The 19,937-nt window shown below is 62.0% G+C and carries 17 protein-coding genes; 6 read left to right on the top strand and 11 right to left on the bottom strand.

Going from position 1 to position 19,937, the window contains the following annotated elements; genetic code table 11:
- Positions 1-419: 419 nt before the first annotated feature.
- The 6 genes from D0B32_RS07770 to D0B32_RS07745 all read right to left on the bottom strand — a co-directional run bounded on the left by D0B32_RS07770 (position 420) and on the right by D0B32_RS07745 (position 7,478).
- A complete protein-coding gene (locus tag D0B32_RS07770; RefSeq protein ID WP_117333270.1) occupies positions 420-1,226 on the bottom strand; it encodes an enoyl-CoA hydratase/isomerase family protein in 807 nt (268 codons plus the stop codon).
- A gap of 333 nt (positions 1,227-1,559) precedes the next feature.
- The gene (locus D0B32_RS07765) at positions 1,560-2,207 is read right to left on the bottom strand and encodes a serine O-acetyltransferase (protein ID WP_117333269.1); all 648 of its coding nucleotides are present in this window, start codon (positions 2,205-2,207) and stop codon (positions 1,560-1,562) included.
- A 323-nt stretch (positions 2,208-2,530) separates the two neighbouring features.
- Positions 2,531-3,523, bottom strand: coding sequence for an HlyD family secretion protein (locus tag D0B32_RS07760; RefSeq protein ID WP_117333268.1), 993 nt, complete (start codon positions 3,521-3,523; stop codon positions 2,531-2,533).
- A 46-nt stretch (positions 3,524-3,569) separates the two neighbouring features.
- Positions 3,570-3,773: a DUF1656 domain-containing protein gene (locus tag D0B32_RS07755; RefSeq protein ID WP_117333267.1), complete on the bottom strand. Its 204-nt coding sequence runs from the start codon at positions 3,771-3,773 to the stop codon at positions 3,570-3,572.
- Positions 3,763-5,259, bottom strand: coding sequence for an efflux transporter outer membrane subunit (locus D0B32_RS07750; RefSeq protein ID WP_117333266.1), 1,497 nt, complete (start codon positions 5,257-5,259; stop codon positions 3,763-3,765). Before D0B32_RS07750 ends, D0B32_RS07755 begins: the two co-directional genes overlap by 11 nt.
- Complete coding sequence (locus D0B32_RS07745) at positions 5,256-7,478, bottom strand: FUSC family protein (protein WP_117333265.1); 2,223 nt, start codon at positions 7,476-7,478, stop codon at positions 5,256-5,258. Before D0B32_RS07745 ends, D0B32_RS07750 begins: the two co-directional genes overlap by 4 nt.
- A 386-nt stretch (positions 7,479-7,864) precedes the next feature.
- Between D0B32_RS07745 and D0B32_RS07740 the strand changes: the two genes are divergently transcribed.
- Together D0B32_RS07740 and D0B32_RS07735 are read left to right on the top strand one after the other, a co-directional pair.
- Positions 7,865-8,131 carry a hypothetical protein gene (locus tag D0B32_RS07740; RefSeq protein WP_117333264.1) on the top strand — a complete coding sequence of 89 codons (267 nt, stop codon included), beginning with the start codon at positions 7,865-7,867 and terminating at the stop codon, positions 8,129-8,131.
- Between the two features lie 270 nt (positions 8,132-8,401).
- Positions 8,402-9,208, top strand: coding sequence for a sensor histidine kinase (locus tag D0B32_RS07735; RefSeq protein WP_117333263.1), 807 nt, complete (start codon positions 8,402-8,404; stop codon positions 9,206-9,208).
- A 59-nt stretch (positions 9,209-9,267) separates the two neighbouring features.
- Here the strand turns inward: D0B32_RS07735 and D0B32_RS07730 are convergent, their stop codons facing one another.
- The 3 genes from D0B32_RS07730 to D0B32_RS07720 form a co-directional block, all read right to left on the bottom strand.
- The gene (locus tag D0B32_RS07730) at positions 9,268-9,945 is read right to left on the bottom strand and encodes a response regulator transcription factor (protein WP_259294908.1); all 678 of its coding nucleotides are present in this window, start codon (positions 9,943-9,945) and stop codon (positions 9,268-9,270) included.
- A gap of 506 nt (positions 9,946-10,451) precedes the next feature.
- Positions 10,452-10,943, bottom strand: coding sequence for a DUF3331 domain-containing protein (locus tag D0B32_RS07725; protein WP_117333262.1), 492 nt, complete (start codon positions 10,941-10,943; stop codon positions 10,452-10,454).
- A gap of 214 nt (positions 10,944-11,157) precedes the next feature.
- Positions 11,158-11,832: a response regulator transcription factor gene (locus D0B32_RS07720; RefSeq protein ID WP_117333261.1), complete on the bottom strand. Its 675-nt coding sequence runs from the start codon at positions 11,830-11,832 to the stop codon at positions 11,158-11,160.
- A gap of 324 nt (positions 11,833-12,156) precedes the next feature.
- Here D0B32_RS07720 and D0B32_RS07715 point away from each other — a divergent pair, with 324 nt between their 5' ends.
- The 4 genes from D0B32_RS07715 (at position 12,157) to D0B32_RS32480 (ending at position 15,474) form a co-directional block, all read left to right on the top strand.
- Positions 12,157-12,528 (top strand): response regulator transcription factor, encoded by a 372-nt coding sequence (locus D0B32_RS07715; protein WP_117333260.1) that lies wholly within the window; start codon positions 12,157-12,159, stop codon positions 12,526-12,528.
- A 313-nt stretch (positions 12,529-12,841) separates the two neighbouring features.
- Positions 12,842-14,236, top strand: coding sequence for a cytochrome ubiquinol oxidase subunit I (locus D0B32_RS07710; RefSeq protein ID WP_117333259.1), 1,395 nt, complete (start codon positions 12,842-12,844; stop codon positions 14,234-14,236).
- A gap of 81 nt (positions 14,237-14,317) precedes the next feature.
- Positions 14,318-15,316, top strand: coding sequence for a cytochrome d ubiquinol oxidase subunit II (gene cydB / locus D0B32_RS07705; RefSeq protein WP_117333258.1), 999 nt, complete (start codon positions 14,318-14,320; stop codon positions 15,314-15,316).
- Between the two features lie 14 nt (positions 15,317-15,330).
- Complete coding sequence (locus D0B32_RS32480) at positions 15,331-15,474, top strand: hypothetical protein (RefSeq protein WP_181969760.1); 144 nt, start codon at positions 15,331-15,333, stop codon at positions 15,472-15,474.
- A 247-nt stretch (positions 15,475-15,721) separates the two neighbouring features.
- Here the strand turns inward: D0B32_RS32480 and D0B32_RS07700 are convergent, their stop codons facing one another.
- Together D0B32_RS07700 and D0B32_RS07695 are read right to left on the bottom strand one after the other, a co-directional pair.
- Entirely contained in the window at positions 15,722-16,834 is a 1,113-nt protein-coding gene (locus tag D0B32_RS07700; protein WP_181969737.1) for a helix-turn-helix domain-containing protein, read from the bottom strand.
- Positions 16,835-17,063: 229 nt separating this feature from the next.
- A complete protein-coding gene (locus tag D0B32_RS07695) occupies positions 17,064-19,790 on the bottom strand; it encodes an ATP-dependent Clp protease ATP-binding subunit (protein ID WP_117333256.1) in 2,727 nt (908 codons plus the stop codon).
- Between the last annotated feature and the right edge of the window lie 147 nt (positions 19,791-19,937).

Below are 19,937 nucleotides of genomic sequence, written 5' to 3'. Positions count from 1 at the left end.
AGCGGGCCTCTTTTCAGATGGAGGCCGACCAGTCAATCAGCCGGCGGCGACATCCGTGCTTCGGTTAGAAGCGAAGAAGGAACCCATGCCGGTCGCGATGAAGTCATGCGGCTGCCGCAGCACGATGGAGGCAGAGTACACGACGCGACAGACTTTCGCGCCGCGTTTCGCAAACGCATCGCAAACGCATCGCAAACGCATCGCAAACGCATCGCAAACGCGTATTGCAAACTTACCGCGCCCGCAATCAACGCGCAACCAATGCCGCACGCGTGATGTGTCGCACGCTGCGAAGCCAGGGAAGTTTTGACGAAGCGCCGAAGCGGACGTGTTAGCGCGGCACGTGGAATGATGAATTCATCAGGAGAATAATGTGTCCTGTGCAGATGTACTGCACGCCGCCACGGCCTGGTCCGGCCTCACCCGCCATTGAAGAGCGCAAAGCGCTTCTGGCGGAACGCGCGAAGCCCCTCGTGCAGGTCGTCTGAATAGCGCAACCGGCTGAACTGCTTGCCCTCCAGTTCGATCGCGACGGTGGGCGGTGCATCCTCGATGTCGTTCAACAGCCGCTTGGCGGCGCGCTGCGCATGGGGCGAATAGACGAGCAGTTCGCGAACCAGCGCATCGGTCATGTTCTCCAGGTCGCTGTCGACGACGAATTCCGACGCGATGCCCCAATCGTAGGCGTGCGGTCCGGCAATCCGCCGTGCCCGCATGACAATGTCCTTGGTCCGTGCCATGCCCACCATCTTCTGCAGACGTGCCGTGCCGCCCCAATCCGCGACATGCCCCTGCTTTTGCGCGGGCAGCGCGTACAAGGTGGTCTCCGTGGCAATGCGAAAGTCGCAGGCGAGCGACAATTCGAAGCCCGGGCCAAAGCAGTAGCCGCGATTGGCGGCAATCACCGGCTTGCCACAACGCGCCGGGGCATCCATGTGCCAAGCCTGCTTCGATAGACGTTCCGCCGAACCCTCGCCCAGATCTTCGACGCTACCGCCGCTCGAGAAGTGTTCGCCTTCCGCGCGGATCACGATGACCCGGACCGCCGGATCGTCGTCCAGCGCCTCGAACGCGACACGCAACTGTTCCCGTTGAACCAGCGACACCAGATTGAACGGCGGCCGATCCAGAACGATGTCCGCGCGTGCATCGGTTTCGTCGAATTCGACGCGAAAACCGTCCAGGTCGGGCATCAGTCTGTGAGCGAGATGAACAGGCGGGGTCATCAATGATCCTCGTATGGCGTTTGTTGATCTATTTATCCGGACGCGCCACCGGGACGTAGCATGGCACGCTGGTATTAGAGTGGCATGCTTTGACGCAGGGCGGTCATTAAGCCTGGTTAATCGCGGTAAATCGGCCTGGCGCAAAACGGGCCGGGCACGCATCGAGGTGTGAACTCGCCCTGTGTTGTGCGAGGCCCGTTTCGCTGAACGGGCGCGCTGCCGTCTGCCGTTGGTTCGATGCGTGAGCGCTGACGTTCCCACATCGTGGGTAGTAACTGGACGTGCTCGGCATGGAAGGCTTTACTTCGCGCTTATTTCGCGTTTATTCCGGGTTTATTCCGTGACGCTCAGCGGACAGGTGCCCGTGCGCACACGCGATATCTGCGTGGTGGTTCGCAGCGTCACGCTCGTATTGGACGGTACGTCTTCGGTGATCAGGCAATGCGCGCCGACGAACACATCGTCGCCAATCTGGATGTTGCCGAACACGCTGGCGAACGCGCCAATCTGGACGCGATCGCCCAGGGTGGGATGACGTTTCGCTGCCGGATTGGCGGCAATGCCGGTCGCCCCGAGCGTGACCCCGGCCATCACGTAGCAATCGTCGCCAATGTGGGTCGTTTCACCGATCACGGTGCCCCACCCGTGATCCAGCACGAAGCGGCGGCCAATCTGGCAACGTGGATGAATTTCCGCGCCGGACAGCAGTTTGCCGCGACTGGCGACCACCAGTGCATGGAGGGCGAGTTCGTCGCGCGCGGCGGGATCCTGTTCGGACATGACGATCAGCGCGTGGGCGAGGCGATAGTGCAGCACCGCTTTGTATGAGGTGTATCCGATCAGGATGGCGACTGAAGAATGGCGTGCGGCGGGATCTTTCTCCAGGAAGGCGGCGAGGTCTTCCTGTGCGCTTGCGCAAGCCTGCTGGATGCAGGCATGGGCCCATGCAGTTTCGGCAAAGTGAGGCGGCGTGCATGCCATGAGCGCGTCACTCAGCAGACTCTCGACCGAAACGCCGCGCTCAGCGGCCTCACCTTGCGGCGCCTGCCCGATGGCGGGCGGATTTACAGGCGCGCTTGCAGGCAGATTCGCAGGCGGATTTACAGCCGCATCTCCAGGCGGGCTAGCCGGTGCATTCAGGCGAGACCAATCCAGCGCTCGCGGCCCAGGCTCTGGTGTAACGCATGAGACTTTTCTCATTTATTTTCTGTTTGAATAGGAAGTTATTTTTATATTTTGCATTCAAACATTCATGCCTTGGCCCGTGAAATTTCGCAAAGTCACGTAGGTGCTTTTCAGGCACGTCATTCCGCCCCGCGTGATGTTGATTCGTTCGTCTGATGAGCCCCCGGCGGCGTCAGCGTGATCGTGCAGGTCATGCCCATTGCCAGATGGATGTCATGCGGCACGTGGTCGAGATGAATGCGTACGGGTACGCGTTGCGCGAGACGCACCCACGTAAAAATCGGATCGACATTGGCGAGCAGTTCGTTCTCGCCCGTGGGGTTATCGCGATCCACGATACCGCTCGCGATACTGTCCACATGTCCTTCAATATCGACATCGCCGCCAAGCAGACGCACTTTCGCGCGATCGCCGACATGCACCCCCTGGATCTTCGTTTCTTCGAAATAGCCATACACCCAGAACGAATTGGAGTCGATCATGGCCATTCTCGCCACGCCGGCGTTCGAGAAATCGCCAGGGTAGAGATTCAGATTGGTGATGTAGCCGTCCGTGGGCGCCCGCACCTCGCTGCGCACGAGATCCAGACCCGCGGTTTCCCTGCGCACCAGCGCGGCTTTGAGGCTCGCCTGCGCCGCGACATACGCGGCCCGCGCGGCATCCAGCGCCGATTGCGACTGCTGCGACTGGAAGCCATAGTCCGAGCGCATTTCCTCCGAGACGACGTCGCCCGAGAGCTTTTCGCGCCGCGCTGCCTGATCGCGGCGCATCTTCGATTCGTACAGACTCGCGTTCATCAGCGACTCGCTCTGCTGCAACTGCCCGCGTGCCCGTGCGACGTCCGCATCGGCCTGGTCGATGGCGTAGCGGAAGCGATCGGGATCGATCACGAACAGCACATCCCCCTTGCGCACCCATTCGTTATCCTTCACGCGCACTTCTTTCACGAGCCCCGATACGTCCGTGGATAGGTTGATGACATTGGCGCGCACCCGCCCGTCACGCGTCCAGGGCGAGTACATGTACCGGTGCCAGATGGCGTGCATGAGGACGAGCGCCAGCGCCAGCGTGACCAGCGTCACTGCGATTCGAATCAAGGTCTGCCTGTTCATCTCCCGTCCCGTTGGCTCGAAGCAGGTTCCGGCCCGCATCCGGCGTTCATGTTCTATGCACCACCAGCGCTGCGCCGCAAAACAGCACGGCGAACAACGCCACCCTGAAAAGCCCCGGATGCCACGCGAAACGGTACGCACCCAGCCGCGCCAGCAGTAGATCCAGCACGATGAAAATCAGCACGCTCGCCACCAGCACGAGCAATAGAACCGGCGCGAAAAAGCCGAATAGATTGATCTCAACGGGCATCGCGTTCCCCTGACATCAAGTCCGCGGGTCGCGCGTCGACATTCGCGCCGCCGCCCAAGTCCTTCATCAGCAGGACCCACGCATCGACCCGCTGCGCCCGTATCAAGGCCACGTCCTGTTGTTGTTGCAGCATGACTTTCTGCGCGATCAGCACGTCGAGATATTCGGTGATGCCGCCCTTGTAGCCGAGCGCCGCCAGTTCATACGAGCGTTTTGCCGACTCCAGCGCCGCGTCGGCGGAGCGCTGCTGCGCTTCGACGGACTGCAGCAAGGTCACGTCCTGCGCCACGCTCTTCATGGCGGAGAGCACCGTGTCGTTGTATCTGAGTACCGCGTCGTCGTATTCCGCTGTGGCCACGCCGAAGTTGCCGCGCCGCCTGCCCGCGTCGAAGATGGGCAGCGAACCCGCAATGCCGACGCTATGTCCCACCGCGTCGCTGTTGATGAAATTGAAGAAGCCGCCGAACGGCGTCAACGACGCCAGCGACGCGCTCGCCACCAGATTGATGTTCGGATAAAAGTCGGCGTGGGCCGCGTCGACCTTCTTTGCGGCCTCGGCCGCGCGCCAGCGTTGCGCGACGACGTCCGCGCGATGGCCGATGATTTCCGCCGGCAAGTAGCTCGGCAAGGGCACACCCATGTCCGGCGGCAGCGAGGGACGCGTCAACGCATCGCCGAAACCCGGCCCTTCACCGACGAGGTAAGCGATCTGCAGACGCGCCACGGCGATCTCGTAGCGGGCGCGCAGAATGTCCGTCGTGCCGGCCTGATACTGCGACCTCGCCTGACTCGCGTCGATATCGCCGCTAATCCCTGCCTTGCGGCGCTGGATGGCAATCTCCATGTCGCGCCGCTCTTCTTCGTTGATCGACAGGTAGATATCGAGCAGCGTGTACTGCAACGCCAGTTCGGTATACGTGCGTGCTACCGCGGTCTGCAATTCGACCCGCGCAAACTGCGCGTCTGCCGCCGACGCCTGCACCTCGTTGAGCGCGCCCTCCTCGATGGCGCGGTTTTTCCCCCACAGATCGAGGTCGAACGACAGTTGCACGGCCGCCGAATTGTTCCAGACCGTCGTGCCACCCGGCGGTGACGGTGTGGCGTAACGCGGGAAACGCGAGCGTTCCAGATCTGCCGTGCCTTCGATCTGCGGCAGTTCGTCGGCGTGCAGCGCGCGGGCCTGCCAGATGGCCGCGGTGACGCGCGAATGCGCGATCGCGAGCGTGGGATTGCCTGCAACAGCCCGTCCCATCAGCATGTCGAGTTGCGGGTCGTGCCAGGTCTGCCACCATTCACTGGTCGGCCATTGGGCATCGCTCGTGGCTGCGCGCAACGCGTTGCCGGAGTCGAGTTTCGCCGGGTCGACGAACGAAGCCTCGGGTTTGATGCCCGCCCCGCTGATGCAGCCCGCCAGCACCGTCACCGTGATCCACGAGAGCAACGCCAGTCCGAGCCGACCACGCACGCATGCCACAACGACCTTCATGATGCGAGCTCCGGAGACCTCGCCGCGTTGCCTTCCAGATCAGTCAGCGCGGCGCGCGTCGAGTACAGCCTCGCGCGGACCTTCAGAAGCGTCGTACTGGTAGCCGGTGTCTGCGCCGGGTAATCGCCTGCGGGATTGGCTGCGGTATTTCCCGCGCTTCCGCGCGCGTTTTCATCAGCGGTTTTTCCAGCCTCATTGACAGCGGCATGCGTGGCGAGCACCGCGAGGCCACGCTCAGTGGCGGCGAGCGCAGCCTCGATGGAGGCGCGCTCCGGCTGCTGGGCGACCCGGTCCATCGCTGCCAGCCAGGCGCGCTGCGCGTCGTCCCATGCCGGCGGCAACGCATGCGTCTGCGGCGCGCCGAGATCGCGCACCTGCAGCAGCGTGTTCACCATCCACAACTGCCCGAAGGCCCATTGCGTCAGATTCGCCAGGTAGTCCTTCGAGACGAGCGGCACCGTGGTGATGCGCACGATAAGATCGCGCATCGCGGTTTCTATTTCGGCCGCGTCCTCGCGATCGACTTCGCCTTCCGCCGCATCCTGCACGAGTTCGCGAATACGCGTGGCGTAACGCTTCGCCAGCCGCTCGCCTTCGCGCGGCACCACCAGTGCGAAGGCAATCGCCGAGATGCCAATGCCCAGCAGCAGCGCGAAGGCGCGATCCAGAAATGCCGGCGGGTCGTACACCGCCACATTGGTCGGCGTCAGCACATAACAGAAGTAGATGTTGATGCTGCTGCCCAGCGCGACGTAACCCGGTATTGCCGCGAGGTAGCCGCCAAGAAATATCACCACGCCGAAACACAGTGCGAGCACGCTGACATCGCCAAACAGCGGCATCAGGCTGAAGTTCACGATGAACGCGACGATGCACGCGATCAGACAGCCGCCGAAGGCCTGGCGGCTCGCGGATGCCGGCGACGGGATGATCGAGAAAAAGCCACTCGTTATCCCCGCCGAGACGACCGCGCTGTAGCCGGCGGTCCACCCGGACAGCAGCCACGCGGCGCCCACCACGGCAACCGCTGTCGTGGCCCGCAAGCCGGATGCAAGCGCCATGATGCCGCTGGTATGGATTCGCACGCTGCGCATGAAGGCAATGGCGTGCACAATGGATTGCTTGAACGGCACACTGGGTGGATCGAGCACGAGCCTGCATGCGCCACAAAATTCAAGCAACGAGGAAGTGGCCAGCCAGGCTTCCGCACCGCCCATTTCGATGACACGGTCGTTTTCCGCTTCGTCTGCGTGCGCCTGTACCTCGGCGGGCAGCGCTCGTTCAAATGCCTGCAGACGCGCTTCGAGATGATCCAGACCATCTTCCGTGCCCGGCGCATCCGTTGCGGGATCGCCCACCACGTCGGCCAGTCTGGCGAAAATCGCCTCGACCCGTTCGCGGCCTTCGAACTCCGTCGTCGCAGCGATCTGCCTCGCGCGATACACCGCATAGATGCTGGCGATCGTATTGAGGAAGGTGCGATCCAGCGTCAGCAGCGCCTCGTCGCGCAGCCGCATATCGGGCTCTTCAAACACGGCCGCCGCGCGCAGCCCTTCAATTGCCACGCTTTCGTTCACGAGACTCAAATAGCGGTCCATCGGCGCATTCAACGGAGCGCCCAGCGCGGCGGCGCGCAATGCCGTGACGAGCGAGGACAACGCGGTATCGCGCCATTTCGTGAGGGACGGTACGACTTTTTGCGGAAACACCAGCGCGCTGACCAGACTGCCGGTGCCCACGCCGATCACGACTTCGCTCAAGGTCTCAATGACATTGAAGATGACGTCATAGGGGTTTTGCCAGTCGGATAAGGTCGTAATGCAGGCCACGTACCCGGACAGCACGAACGCATACGACTGATAGTTCTTGTAGTACGACGACCCTGCTACGCAGAAGCCTATCCATAGCGCGAGGCCCGCGAGGAAAAACGACGGCGCCTGCGCAAACAGGCCGATCAGCATGAGGCCAATCAGGCTCCCGCCACAGAAGCCGATGCCGCGATAGAACGCGCGGGCGATCACCATGCCGCTTTGCTGTTGCAGCGACACGATGACGGCGGAAACCATCGCCGTACCCGGACCACGCAACTCCAGCCGCATGCTGATCAGCATGGCGAGGATGACGGCGAGCGCGCCCTTCAATGCGTGCAACAGGCGTGGAAAATCCTCGCTTCGATAGACGACGAATTCTTCACGCAGACCCTGCAGGTTCGTAACCATGTCTGTGGACCTCGATCAGTCATCCGTCTGTTAGTGTTCGTCGATGCCGCCAGGTGCCCACCGGAAGCCGCAGTGTGTTCGATACTACAGCGTAAGGACGCTGGCACTCTTTCGACAATCAACGGGGAATTGCCGATGCAAACTATCCTCCTTAGCGGGTGGGACATGCATGGCCTGGCGCCTGAATTGTTGAGTGCGTGGCAATGAGCCGGCGTGCGATCAGGAAAGACAAGCGTTCGCGCCAACCCGACAATGCGGTGACACTGCACGGCACCGGATAGACGGGCCGGCACCCCGTTGGCCGCGCTGCCAACGGGGCTGTGGTCTGCGTCCCATCGAGGTGTGGCGTGGTCCGGCGTGGTCTGCGCGTCAACTGGAGGTGCACCATGAAACGAACGATTGCCGCTGTGCTGTTCGTCACAGCGTCGGCCTCCATGATGTCGTCCGCGCAAGCCAGCGGCTACGGACCCGCGCCGTTCTATCATCCCGATGCGGGTTCGACCTTCCCGCGCCATCGTCATTGTGCGAAGACGGTTGGTACTGCGAATGGTACGCAAAGCGCGACGGATACCGGTGGCGTGGCCGGCTGGACGGCACAGTCCGGCGAAGCTGCAACGCCGCCTGTTGGCGTGTCGAGCGGGCCAAAGCAATAACGTGGCGCACACGTGATGCACGGCAATAACCCGTAGCGTCTTCGTCACGGGTTCGTCTGCAAATCAACGTATTGCGTGTGCCTGGGCCTGGACACAGCGCAGACACGCTGCGACCTTGCAGGGCCGCGCGGGCCTGGCGACAGCCGCTCCGTGCCGCTGGCGAAACATGACGGCAGCGCTGCTCCAATGCAACAAGGTTTTTCCGCTCTCGCAAACCTGAAAAAATAGTTGTACCGTTAGACATTTAGCGACGCATCGGAGCACGGCGACATGTCGAGTGAGAAGAAGGCGCGCGCCATCGCGCATCCGGCCGTGACTTCAGAGACGCCCCGCGAGGCCGACCTGCGTGAGGTGCAGTGCGCACTTTCCCAGGCGTCTCGGGTCGCCGCCATCGACGCGCTGGTGGCCTCCATCGCCCATGAGATGAGCCAGCCCCTGAGCGCCATCGACGCATCGTCCAGCGCCGGCCTTCGTTGGCTTCAGCGCGATGCACCGAACTTCGAAGAAGCCATCATCAGTCTGGAAAAGGTGCGCAGTTGCGCGATGCGCGCGCGCAAGATCATCGACGAGCTGCGTTCGCTGACGAGTCATCTGAAAACACCCGCCGAGACCTTCGACCTCCATTCCGCCATCCGCGAAGTGGTTCAACTGTCCCGTGCGCGCCTCGACGAGCTGGATGTCGAAGTGGTGTTCGCCGGCATGAGCACGCCGTGTTACGTGATGGGCGACCGCGTGCAGATCCAGCAGGTGGTCGACAATCTGCTCGTCAACGCGCTCGAAGCAATGGCTGGAATGAGCGGCCGGGCGCGTGTCATTCACATCGCGTCCGTGGAGGCGGACAACGAAGTCGTCATCTCCGTGACGGATTCGGGACCAGGTCTCGCGCCAGGTTGTGAAGAAACGCTGTTTCAGCCCTTCGTCACGAGCAAGCCCCACGGCGTGGGCATGGGCTTGCCGATATGCAAGCGAATCGTCGAAGCGCACGGCGGCACGATGTGGGTCGACAAGATGCGCCCATTCGGTTTGCGGTTTACTTTCACGCTCGACAAAGTCGCCACAGATAGCGGCGCCGCTTGAGTGTGCGGTTATTCGCGCAGGCCTCGCGCGCTGCTGGGCGAATTCGAAGCCCGCATCGATCAGCCCTGCAACGGACTCGCGCTCACCACTTCGAGTCCAAGCAGCTTGGCTTTCTGGAAGAACTCAGTGAGCGTCCTCGCGCCGAGCCGTTTCATGCTCTCGCCGCGATAGATCTTCACCGTGATTTCGCTAACGCCCAGTTCATCGGCGATGTGGTTGACCGGCATGCCGCGCGCGAGGCACTGCATCACCTGTTTTTGCCGTGGCGTGAGTGCCAGCCAGCAATCGCGCAGGTCCTGCAGCGCGCTTGCATTGCAGAGCCGCAGCCGGTCCTGCTCGACCGCTTCGGCAATGGCTTCCAGCAGGTCCTGATCGCGCAGCGGCTTGGTCAGAAAATCCACCGCGCCGGCCTTCATCGCCTTGACGGTCATGACGATATCGCCATGACCGGTAATGAAAATGACCGGATGCGGCACACTGCGCCGCGACAACTCCTGTTGCACCATGAGGCCGCTAAGGCCTTTGAGTCGAACGTCGAGCACGATGCACGCGGGCCCTTTGCTGACCGGACCATTGGTCAGGGCTTCGATCAGTGCTTCACCATAGGAATAGATATTCGCCTGCATGCCGACGGATCTCAGCAGTTGCCCCAGCGAATCCCGCATGTCTTCATCATCATCCACGACGAAGACCGTCGGCGCTTCGCAACTCGCTCGCTCAGCCAGATTGCCATTCACTGTCGTGTCCTCGAAAACCCACTACCTATAATATAGTCGCGCGCCCACGGCGAGGACATTCGGCTGCGAAAATTGACGACAAATAACGCGGGTATTGCGGATATTGTTTGAGCGTCTTTTTAAAAGCGCTTTGCCAGGTATCGCATCATTGCGTGCGGCCGCGCATGCCATGCCATGCCATGCCATGCCATGCCATCGCCGTTCCGGCGGCGGGTGGCTGATGCCGGCGCGAGGGCGAGTCATGAAGAGCGGGGATGACGGCGACGCAGCGACGCAGCGGCGCAGCGCGTGTGCTGAGCGCTAGTCTGCTGGTCGAATATGACACGCCTTCGACCGACTATAGTCCATATTGTCGCCACCTGCCGAAAGGTTCGGCAGTTCGCCATTTGCCATTGCGGTGGCGTGCACGCAGCCGGTGCATTGTTCGCCTGAAAGAGGCTCACGCGGGTAGCGCAGCTAGCGCAGATGCCGCATGCGAGTGCAGCACCTGCGCCCCTGTCACTCACTCACGCTTCGCGCAGGTCCTTGACCAGCGGCTCCGCCACGGCCAACGCCACCTCGCTGTCGTTGCATTGCACGCCACGCGGCCCGTAGAGCGTCTCGCACGCCACGTACGCATCGACCGCGGCGGCCAGCACCATCGCGCTGACGTTGCGCGGCGCGGGACGCGCGGGACGCGGCCGGAAGATGTCGTCGCCGGGAAGGATCGGCGCGCCGCTCATCGCACAGCGGCCCGACACGCGCGCCCGGCCGGCCACCCACAACTGCTCGCGATAACAGCACTTGGTCGAATCGCGCCAGTCGAGTGTCACGGTCAATGCGCTGGGACGATCGACCACGCGCACGAACGGCCCCCAGCGCGAGGAGCACTTCTCCGTCAGCGTTCTGTGTCTGGCCCAGTCGACCGCTTCGTCGATGACGGGTCGAACACCTGCGGGTAAAGACAGAAGGTCAATTGTGCGCGTCCACGGGTCGACGGCGTTTGCATCTTGCAGCATCTGCGCCTCCTTTCAACAGATACGTTTCCCACGGCTATCCACCCCGACCTGCGCATCGAATGGCATGCGTCGAGGGGAGCAGCAGGTTCACGATATCGCTGTGTGAGGCGACGGACCAGCCCTACAATGGGTTGCGACTCGGTGAAAAAACCTCGCGAACCCTATACTTTGGTTTAGGGTGAACGCGTCCTGCGAGGAGACGCGGCGCTCAGGTTCATGAGCGACGTGACGGCGTGCGCGGCTTGAGCCCGAGCAACTGCGCCTGGCCCACCAGATCCACCACCGATTGCGCGCCCAGCTTGCGCATGACCTGGCCGCGATGCAGCTTCACAGTGATTTCACTCACATGCATCTCGTAGGCGATCTGCTTGTTGAGCAATCCGGCGAGCACGAACTCCAGCACCTCACGCTCTTTGGGCGTCAACGATTCATAGCGGCCGCGCAGTTCGGCCGTGGACGACTCGAACGAGAGACGCTCGGCGTCGCGCCGCAAGGCCTGCGTGACGGCGTCGAGCATTTCCTGCTCGCGCACCGGCTTGGAGAAGAAATCCATCGCGCCCGCTTTCATCGCCTTCACCGACATTTCGAAGTCGGGATAGCCCGTAATGAAGAGGATGGGGATATGCGGCGCTATTTTCGTAATGGACTGCTGAAACGCGAGACCGCTCTCGCCGCGCAGGCGCACGTCGAGAATCAGGCAGCTTGGAATGTTCTCGCGTCGGGCGTCGACGAATTCATGCGGCGAGTTGAACACCTCCACGCGATGACCGACCGAGCGTAGAAGGCTGCCTAGTGATTGTCTGACGTCTTCGTCGTCGTCGATGATATAGACGATTGATGGGGGGAGAGACCCATCGTCACCCGAAGCCGTTTTCGTCGTGGTTGTCATCCGACTCCTCGTTAGCCCACGCCTGGTGTTATAGAAAGCTTACCGGTCAAGCATGACAGGCAGCGCATGCAAGCTCCGCATGTAGCCTGCGCGCCCCTGCTCTCATTGTAACGGCTGCACGAAACCGCGGCCCGCTTTCGCGGCCTGCGGCCCGATGCTTCGTTCGACTCATTTCAGCGCGCTCGCTGCAACGTTGGGTGGCCCACATAACTTATACCAACGTATGGTTATCCCCGTGATTCTTTGGAATTATCCTGAAGAAAGAAAATCTCATAACCCACCGGGTTGCCGCGGTTCGTTCGCGGGGCCTGTCCGAGGGACCGCGTGACTCCTGCCGCTCTTGTGTCCATAGTGGAAGACGACGAATTGGTTCGGGAGGCAATCGCAAATCTTATCCGGTCTATCGGATGGGAAGTGCTGTCGTTCGATTCCGCCGAAGCATTTCTCGATTCAGGCGCCGCGCGCCGCACGCGGTGCCTGATCTCGGACGTCACCATGCCGGGCATGTCCGGCATTGCCATGCATGCGCATATGCTGGCCACCGGCCACGCTCCGCCGACCATCTTCATTACCGGCTACCCTTCCGCGCAGGATGAGACGGTGGCGCTCGCCAACGGCGCGCTCGCGTACCTGCCGAAGCCCGTCGATTCCAACGTAATACTTGCCATCGTCCAGCAGGTAATCGGGCCGCCCTGAAACACGTATCGACACAGTGAACACGTTACGCCATAAAACGTTTGCGTGGCAATCGCCGCAGGGCAAATACAAAGGAACCCTATACATCGGTATAGGGTGCAGACAACCGCTTGGGCTTTAGCGATACCGCAGTAGGATTTCTTCAGTGGACGGCTCCCGCTAGTATGCGCCTAGTGAGAGCACCAGCTTGCCCGCTGCACCGATGGCGCGATCGCCGTCTCCGCCCTCATGGAAAGTCCCGCATCGAACCTTCGCAAAACCAGGCGCGGGCAGCTCAAGCCGGTTTGCGCCTGACTATAAAAGGGTGACCCTGATGGATGCCAATGCGCTTGATCTGTCACGGCTGCAGTTTGCCTTCACGGTAGCCGTTCACATCATCTTTCCGGCGCTCAGCATCGGGCTTGCCAGTTTTCTCGCCGTTCTCGAAGGCTGCTACTTCAAAACGGGCAAGCCGCACTACAAGGTGCTGTGCATGTACTGGGCGAGAATCTTCGCGGTGGGCTTTGGCATGGGGGTGGTGTCGGGCGTGGTGATGGCGTATCAGTTCGGCACCAACTGGTCCGGCTTTGCGCGCTTTGCCGGACCGATCACCGGTCCGCTGCTCACCTACGAAGTCATGACCGCTTTCTTTCTCGAAGCGGGCTTCCTCGGCATCATGCTGTTCGGTTGGGAAAAAGTCGGACCGAAGGCGCATTTCGCTGCGACCCTGCTGGTCGCAACCGGCACGCTGATCTCGACCTTCTGGATTCTCGCGTCCAATAGCTGGATGCAAACGCCACGCGGTTTCTCGATCCAGGACGGCCATGTCGTTCCCGAAAACTGGCTCGCAATCATCTTCAATCCTTCGTTTCCCTACCGCCTCGCGCATATGACGATGGCCGCGTTCATCGTGGCCGCGATGGTTGTCGCCGCGACCGGTGGATGGCATCTGCTGCGCGGCCGACGCGACCCCGAAGTGAAGACCATGTATTCGATGGCGCTGTGGCTGCTGCTGTTTCTCGCGCCCATCCAGGCTTTCGTGGGTGACCAGCACGGTTTGAATACGCGCAAGTATCAGCCTGCCAAGATCGCCGCCATTGAGGGACTGTGGGAAACGGAAAAAGGCGGCACGTCCCTCAATCTGATCGGCTTTCCCGACATGCAGGCTGAAGAAACGCGCTACGCGATCAAGGTGCCGCATCTGGGCAGCCTGATTCTCACGCATAGCTGGGACGGCGAGATTCGCGGCCTCAAGGAATTCCCCAAAGAAGACCGCCCGAATTCTTCGGTGATTTTCTGGACCTTTCGCATCATGGCGGGCCTCGGCATCGCGATGATTCTGCTGGCGTTGCTCGGCGCACTGCTGCGGCGCGGCGGCAAACTGTATGAGTTTCGCCCGTATCAATGGCTCACGGTCATCATGGGACCTGCCGGCGTCGTTTCGCTGATTGCCGGCTGGATTACCACTGAGGTGGGGCGTCAGCCGTGGGTGGTCTATGGCGTGCTGCGCACCAGGGACGCCGTATCGCCGCTGACGGCGCAAAGCGCGGGCGTCTCGCTGCTGATCTTCGTCATGGTCTATTTCCTGGTGTTCGGCACCGGGCTTTACTACATTCTCAAACTGATTTACGCGGGCCCGGGTGTCGCCACGGACGAGACGCCTGTGTTCACACCCGTGGACCCGGCGGACGCCAGCGGCCGTCGTCCGCTCGCTGCCGCGGCCCGGTAGACAACCGCAGGCAACCGCAGACAGCCACAGAAAATCGCAGACCACAACGCACATAACGCTTCATCCACCGAGGAGTGGGACATGGATGTCACCGTGGTATGGGCTTTCATCATCGCCCTTGGCCTCTTTATGTACATCGCGCTCGACGGCTTCGACCTGGGCGTCGGGATGATCTTCCCGTTCTTTCCGGAGAATCACGAACGCGACGTGCTGATGCAAAGCATTGCCCCTGTATGGGACGGCAATGAAACGTGGCTGGTGCTCGGCGGCGCGGCGCTGTTTGCCGCTTTCCCCACGGTCTATTCCGTCGCGTTGTCGGGACTGTATCTGCCGATCATTTTCATGCTGGTGTGTCTGATCTTTCGAGGTGTGTCGTTCGAAGTGCGCGGCAAGGCGAACCGCACGAAGAATCTCTGGAGCCTTTCCTTCATTTGCGGCTCGGCGGGTGCTGCGTTTTTTCAAGGGGTGATTCTGGGCGCCTATCTGCACGGCATTCCCGTCACCAACAGCGTGTTCTCCGGCGATCCTTTTTTCTGGGTCTCGCCTTTCAGTTTCTTTACCGGCATGGGCCTGATGGTGACGTATGCGCTGCAAGGCGCGACCTACCTGGTCATGAAAACGGATGGCGATCTGCAGGAGCGTCTGCGTGCGCTGATCTGGCCGCTCACGCTGGCCTTGCTGGGTTTTGTCGTCGCCGTGAGTATCTGGACGCCGTTGACGGACGCGCAGATAGCGGCACGCTGGTTCGATTCGTCGTTCCGCTACCGGCTTTACCCCATTCCGGTGCTGGTCGCGCTCGCCACGTTTCTGATGTACAACGCGACGCGGCGCAAGCTGGATATCGCGCCCTTCGTGCTGTGCCTCGTGCTCATTCTGCTCGGCTACATTGGTTTGCTCGTCAGCATCTGGCCGTTCGCCATTCCGAACAGCATGACGCTATGGCAAGCCGCCTCGCCGCATTCCAGCCAGGTTTTCGCACTGGTGGGCGCGGTCGTCATCATTCCGGTCATCGTGGTGTATACGACTGCCGGCTACTGGATCTTTCGCGGCAAGGTGCAGCCGGGCAGTTCGTACCATTGAGGGAGTAACGCGTTATGGCCAGTTCGTCGCCTGATTCTGAACTCACGGTCGGCAAGCGCATGATGTGGTTCGTCATACTCTGGCTGGTCGGCTTTGCGGGCACTATGCTGCTCGCCCTGCCGTTTCATTTGCTGGTCGCTGCGGCGATGCATCACTGATGTACGTCACTACAGTGCGTGAACCGCGCATCTTCGCGGAAGCGCGACCGTGGCGTTGCGGTGATGTATGTGACTAGCCCCCTTTGCTTCCTGGCCCTTGCTTTTAGCCCGGTTGTTCGCACGCGTCTCGTATAACGCGTCGTCTCTTACGCGTTGCGTCACACTCACCGCCAACGCAAATTCGCCCGCGCCGCTGCCCTCTTCGGGGCAGTCAGGCGAGCGTCAGCCACTCTGCAGATTTCTTGCCTCACAGGCTGAAGCTGCTGGTATCGCTTTTCCACGGTGACACCGAGTACGAATCCGGCAGTGACACATCTGCGCGGCTCATGCGCCGCCCCGGCATGCTGCGCGTGGTGGCATGCTTGGCACGCCAACGGTGCGGCGTATCGTCCACATGGCGGCGAAACACCGTCGTAAAGTGCGCCTGGGTGCGAAAGCCGACGCTGAAGGCGATATCGGCCACGGTCGAGGTGGTCGTGGCGAGCAAGGTCTGCGCGTGTTCGATACGTCTGCGCAGCACGAACGTGTGCGGCGAGATGCCGGTGGCTGCGCGGAAACGCGCGGCAAAATGCATCGGCGAAAGACCCACGGCCGCGCCCAGTTCAGCCAGCGTCAGACTTTGATCGATTCGCTGGTCGATAAACTCGACCGCCAGCTTCACGCGCCATGCTTCGAGCGGCGACACGGACGACACACGCGCCGGCTTGACGTTCGCACGCGACGCCATGATTTCCAGCACCCGAGCGAGGATGGAAAGCGTAATACCGTCGGCGTACATCGAACTCGTCGAAGTGCGACCATGTACGGTGCGCAGCAACGTTGCCGTCAGCTTGGTGACCACTGAATCGCGCACGTGCAGCGGCGCCGCCGAGAGCAACGCCGTAATGCCCGTCACGTCACCCTGATCGAGCCATTCGGTCAACCAGTGCGACGGCACGTGGATATGCAGAAAATCAGTGGGCGTCTGGAACGCACCGCCAATGGCAAAACCGGACGGCACGACGAGCGCCGCACCACGATCGATGATCCCGTCAAAAAAGGCCTCGCCGTTCGCCGACAGCGTCACCAGAGATTGACGCAGACACAGTGCCACCAGAATCTGTTCCTGCTCGATACGGGCATCCCAACTTCTGGGCGCTTCACTCGCCCACCGCGACACCGAAATCATTTCGGCGCGCACGCGGTCCTCGCCGCTGAAGTGCCAGTTCAAACCCGGCGCGCGCATTGGCTGCTGGGCGCCGGACACAACGGAACTGTCCGATGCGGTTGCCGCAGCCGCGGACTCTGAAAGTGCGGGCCCCGGATGGGCAGCCGCTGATGCTGGTTCGGTATATCGACCAATGACAAGAGACTCTTGCATGGACCCTCCCTCGCTCACCCAATAGCGCCAGTTCGCCTCGCATGTGCGAGGCACGGAACACCTCGCGGGCCGCATTCGCAGAGCGCAGCAGGAACGCGAGGATGTCTCCACACGATAGCGTCCGCGGGATGGGACCGGTAGTCTACGGCGGTATGGGACGGTGCAGCAGAATCTTCCGCATACTATACGAAGGTAGGGGGTCGACGCCGTGGCAACGCAGGCGAGGCATTCATGCGGGTGCCTGAGCGGTGGTTGTTGTGGTAGTGGCGGTGGCGCTGGCGGCATCGGCACGCTCGAAGCTTGCCGCCTGCTTTTGCGCGTCGTAGCGGCACACGATGCGCATGCCCTCCGCCACCTCGCCGCTCAACATCGCCTTGGCGAGCGGATTCTCGACCTGCTGCTGAATCTGCCGGCGCAGTTCGCGCGCGCCGAACTCCGGACGATAGCCTTCGGTTGCGAGGTGCTCGACAATCGAATCGTCGAACACCAGCGCGATATCCTGACTGCTGGCGAGCCGCGCCACGCTTTCCAATTGCAGACGCACGATATGGCGCGTCTCGTCACGGCCCAGCGAGCGGAACAGAATGATGTCGTCGATACGGTTGATGAACTCCGGCCGGAAATGTTGCCGCAGCACGTTCATCACGCCGCCCTGCAACGATACCGGGCCCGCCTGGCTGAGAAACCCGGGACCCGAGCGGCTTTGTCCGGCAATCACGTCCGCGCCCAGATTGCTCGTGGCGATGATGAGCGTATTGCTGAAATCGACCACGCGGCCCTTGCCGTCCGTCAAACGTCCATCGTCGAACACCTGCAGCAGCACGTTATACACATCGGGATGCGCTTTCTCGATCTCGTCGAGCAGGATCACGCTGTATGGCCTGCGGCGCACGCGTTCGGTCAACTGGCCGCCCTCGTCATAGCCCACGTAACCCGGCGGCGCGCCGATCAGGCGAGCCACGGTGTGGCGCTCCATGTATTCGCTCATGTCGAAGCGCAGCATGGCGTCTTCGTCGCCGAACACGACTTCGGCCAGCGCCTTCGCAAGTTCCGTCTTGCCCACCCCCGTTGGCCCGAGAAACAGAAACACGGCCGTGGGCCGACGCCGCGCCTGCAAGCCGGCACGTGAGCGGCGCACCGCGTCGCTGACGGCCACCACCGCCTCGTCCTGGCCGATGACCCGTTGATGCAACCGCGCTTCCATCTCGAGGAGCCGCTGTTTCTCTTCCGCCGTGAGTTGCGCGACCGGGATGCCGGTCAGCTTCGCGACGATCTCCGCCACCTGCGTCACGCTCACGTGCGACGTATTCGTGCCCACGCTCTGCTTCCACGCGTCCGTCGCGTTGTTGAGCGCCTGTTCCTTCGCGCTGATTTCGCCGTCGAGTTCCTGCGCGCGCGCAAACTGCCTGCGCGAGGCTGCGTAGTCCTGTTCGCGACGCAACTGCTTCAGTTCGGCTTCGAGTTCGAGCACCGCGGCGGGTCGCGAGGTCGAGGCCAGATTGACGCGCGCGGCCGCCTGGTCGATCAGGTCAATGGCCTTGTCGGGCAGAAAACGCCCGGAAATATAGCGGTCCGAGAGTTCGGCCGCGCCCACGATCGCATCGTCCTGAATGGTGACCTTGTGATGCGCTTCCAGCTTGTCCCGTAGCCCTCGCAGAATGTTGATGGTCTGTACCACGCTCGGCTCGGGAATCAACACCGGTTGAAAGCGCCGTTCGAGCGCCGCGTCCTTCTCGATGTGCTTTTGATACTCGGCGAGCGTCGTCGCGCCGATCAGGTTGAGTTCACCACGTGCCATCGCCGGCTTGAAGACATTAGCTATATCGAGGCCGCCTTCATTGCCGCCCTGTCCCGCCCCGACGATGGTGTGCACTTCGTCCACGAACAGCACCAGCGAGTCGCGGCTCGCCAGCGCCTCGTCCACGACCTGTTTGACCCGCTCCTCGAATTCGCCGCGATACTTCGCGCCCGCGACGATCGAATTCACATTCAATTCCACGAGCCGCTTGTTACGCAACGACTCGGGCACGTCGCCATTCACCATGCGTTGCGCGAGACCCTCCACCACCGCCGTCTTGCCGACGCCCGGCTCGCCAATCAGGACCGGATTGTTCTTGCGACGGCGCGCCAGCACTTCGACCATCGTCTCGATCTCGCTCGAACGGCCGATCACCGGGTCGAGCGTGCCCTCACGCGCGAGCGCAGTCAGATCGCGGCTGTGTTTGTCGAGTTGCGGCGTGCGTGACGGTGGCCGCGCCGTTGCCGACCTTTCGTCCTGGCCGGACGCGAGCAGCGTCTGCTGCGTCAACGCCTGAGATTTGACGCCCAGCCGCGCGAGCAACTGCCCCGCAAAACTGTCGGGCACTTCCGCGAGACCAATGAGCAGGTGCTCCGCCCCGACATAACTCTGGCGCAGCAGCCGCGACACCACGAAGGCGCGTTCCAGTGCGCTTTTCAGGCGTGGCGACACGCCGAGCCGCTCATTGGCTGGCGGTGCCGCGCGCTCGATCTTTTCCGCGTTCGCGTCGATATAGCCGCGAACCTCAGCCGCCTTCACGCCCAGCGCATCCAGCATGGCCGCCACGTTGGCGTTATCCGCCAGCACATACAGGAGATGCTCCGTATCCACTTCGCGCCGCCCCCATTGCACCGCCACTTCCGCTGCACGCTGCAACAGTTCGCGCGCCAGATCGCTGAAGTGCTGTTCGATGCTGACGGCCTCCGTACCTTCCACGGGCTCGTGCGAACCATCAGGCGGTGGCTGCGTATCGCCCAGTCCGTCCGGAACCTGACCGCGAAACAAAGCCTCCAGCGGCGAGATCGAGCGCTGGTGCCGCGTGATCTGCGCGTAGTGGTAATCGCAGACGTCGAGCACCTGGCGTCTGCCGTTTTGCAGCACCGCCAGCCGTACCGACGCGGGTCGCACCCCGCAGATATCGCAAAGTAAGCGTGCCATTGTCCAGTTGTCTCCGTACAAGAGAAGGCGAGGCGCACCACGCGCCCTCATCAAGTTGAACTCAAGGGGAGAGGCCCGTTTTGCAACGGATGGTTTTTTTGCCCGCTGCCGGCGGCTCGTGCATCGCGATGCGCCTGACCGGTAAGC

The organism is Paraburkholderia sp. DHOC27 (assembly GCF_003429005.1).
In the GTDB taxonomy this organism is placed as follows: Bacteria; Pseudomonadota; Gammaproteobacteria; order Burkholderiales; family Burkholderiaceae; genus Paraburkholderia.
This window is presented reverse-complemented; position numbering and strand designations above follow the sequence as displayed.

What these genes read in the sequence shown, in the direction of transcription:
- D0B32_RS07700 (WP_181969737.1), bottom strand. Translation starts at nt 16,834, where the DNA reads ATGCAAGAGTCTCTTGTCATTGGTCGATATACCGAACCAGCATCAGCG.
- D0B32_RS07760 (WP_117333268.1), bottom strand. Translation starts at nt 3,523, where the DNA reads ATGAACAGGCAGACCTTGATTCGAATCGCAGTGACGCTGGTCACGCTG.
- D0B32_RS07745 (WP_117333265.1), bottom strand. Translation starts at nt 7,478, where the DNA reads ATGGTTACGAACCTGCAGGGTCTGCGTGAAGAATTCGTCGTCTATCGA.
- D0B32_RS32480 (WP_181969760.1), top strand. Translation starts at nt 15,331, where the DNA reads ATGGCCAGTTCGTCGCCTGATTCTGAACTCACGGTCGGCAAGCGCATG.
- D0B32_RS07720 (WP_117333261.1), bottom strand. Translation starts at nt 11,832, where the DNA reads ATGACAACCACGACGAAAACGGCTTCGGGTGACGATGGGTCTCTCCCC.
- D0B32_RS07710 (WP_117333259.1), top strand. Translation starts at nt 12,842, where the DNA reads ATGGATGCCAATGCGCTTGATCTGTCACGGCTGCAGTTTGCCTTCACG.
- D0B32_RS07755 (WP_117333267.1), bottom strand. Translation starts at nt 3,773, where the DNA reads ATGCCCGTTGAGATCAATCTATTCGGCTTTTTCGCGCCGGTTCTATTG.
- D0B32_RS07740 (WP_117333264.1), top strand. Translation starts at nt 7,865, where the DNA reads ATGAAACGAACGATTGCCGCTGTGCTGTTCGTCACAGCGTCGGCCTCC.
- D0B32_RS07735 (WP_117333263.1), top strand. Translation starts at nt 8,402, where the DNA reads ATGTCGAGTGAGAAGAAGGCGCGCGCCATCGCGCATCCGGCCGTGACT.
- D0B32_RS07765 (WP_117333269.1), bottom strand. Translation starts at nt 2,207, where the DNA reads ATGGCATGCACGCCGCCTCACTTTGCCGAAACTGCATGGGCCCATGCC.
- D0B32_RS07750 (WP_117333266.1), bottom strand. Translation starts at nt 5,259, where the DNA reads ATGAAGGTCGTTGTGGCATGCGTGCGTGGTCGGCTCGGACTGGCGTTG.
- D0B32_RS07695 (WP_117333256.1), bottom strand. Translation starts at nt 19,790, where the DNA reads ATGGCACGCTTACTTTGCGATATCTGCGGGGTGCGACCCGCGTCGGTA.
- D0B32_RS07725 (WP_117333262.1), bottom strand. Translation starts at nt 10,943, where the DNA reads ATGCTGCAAGATGCAAACGCCGTCGACCCGTGGACGCGCACAATTGAC.
- cydB (WP_117333258.1), top strand. Translation starts at nt 14,318, where the DNA reads ATGGATGTCACCGTGGTATGGGCTTTCATCATCGCCCTTGGCCTCTTT.
- D0B32_RS07770 (WP_117333270.1), bottom strand. Translation starts at nt 1,226, where the DNA reads ATGACCCCGCCTGTTCATCTCGCTCACAGACTGATGCCCGACCTGGAC.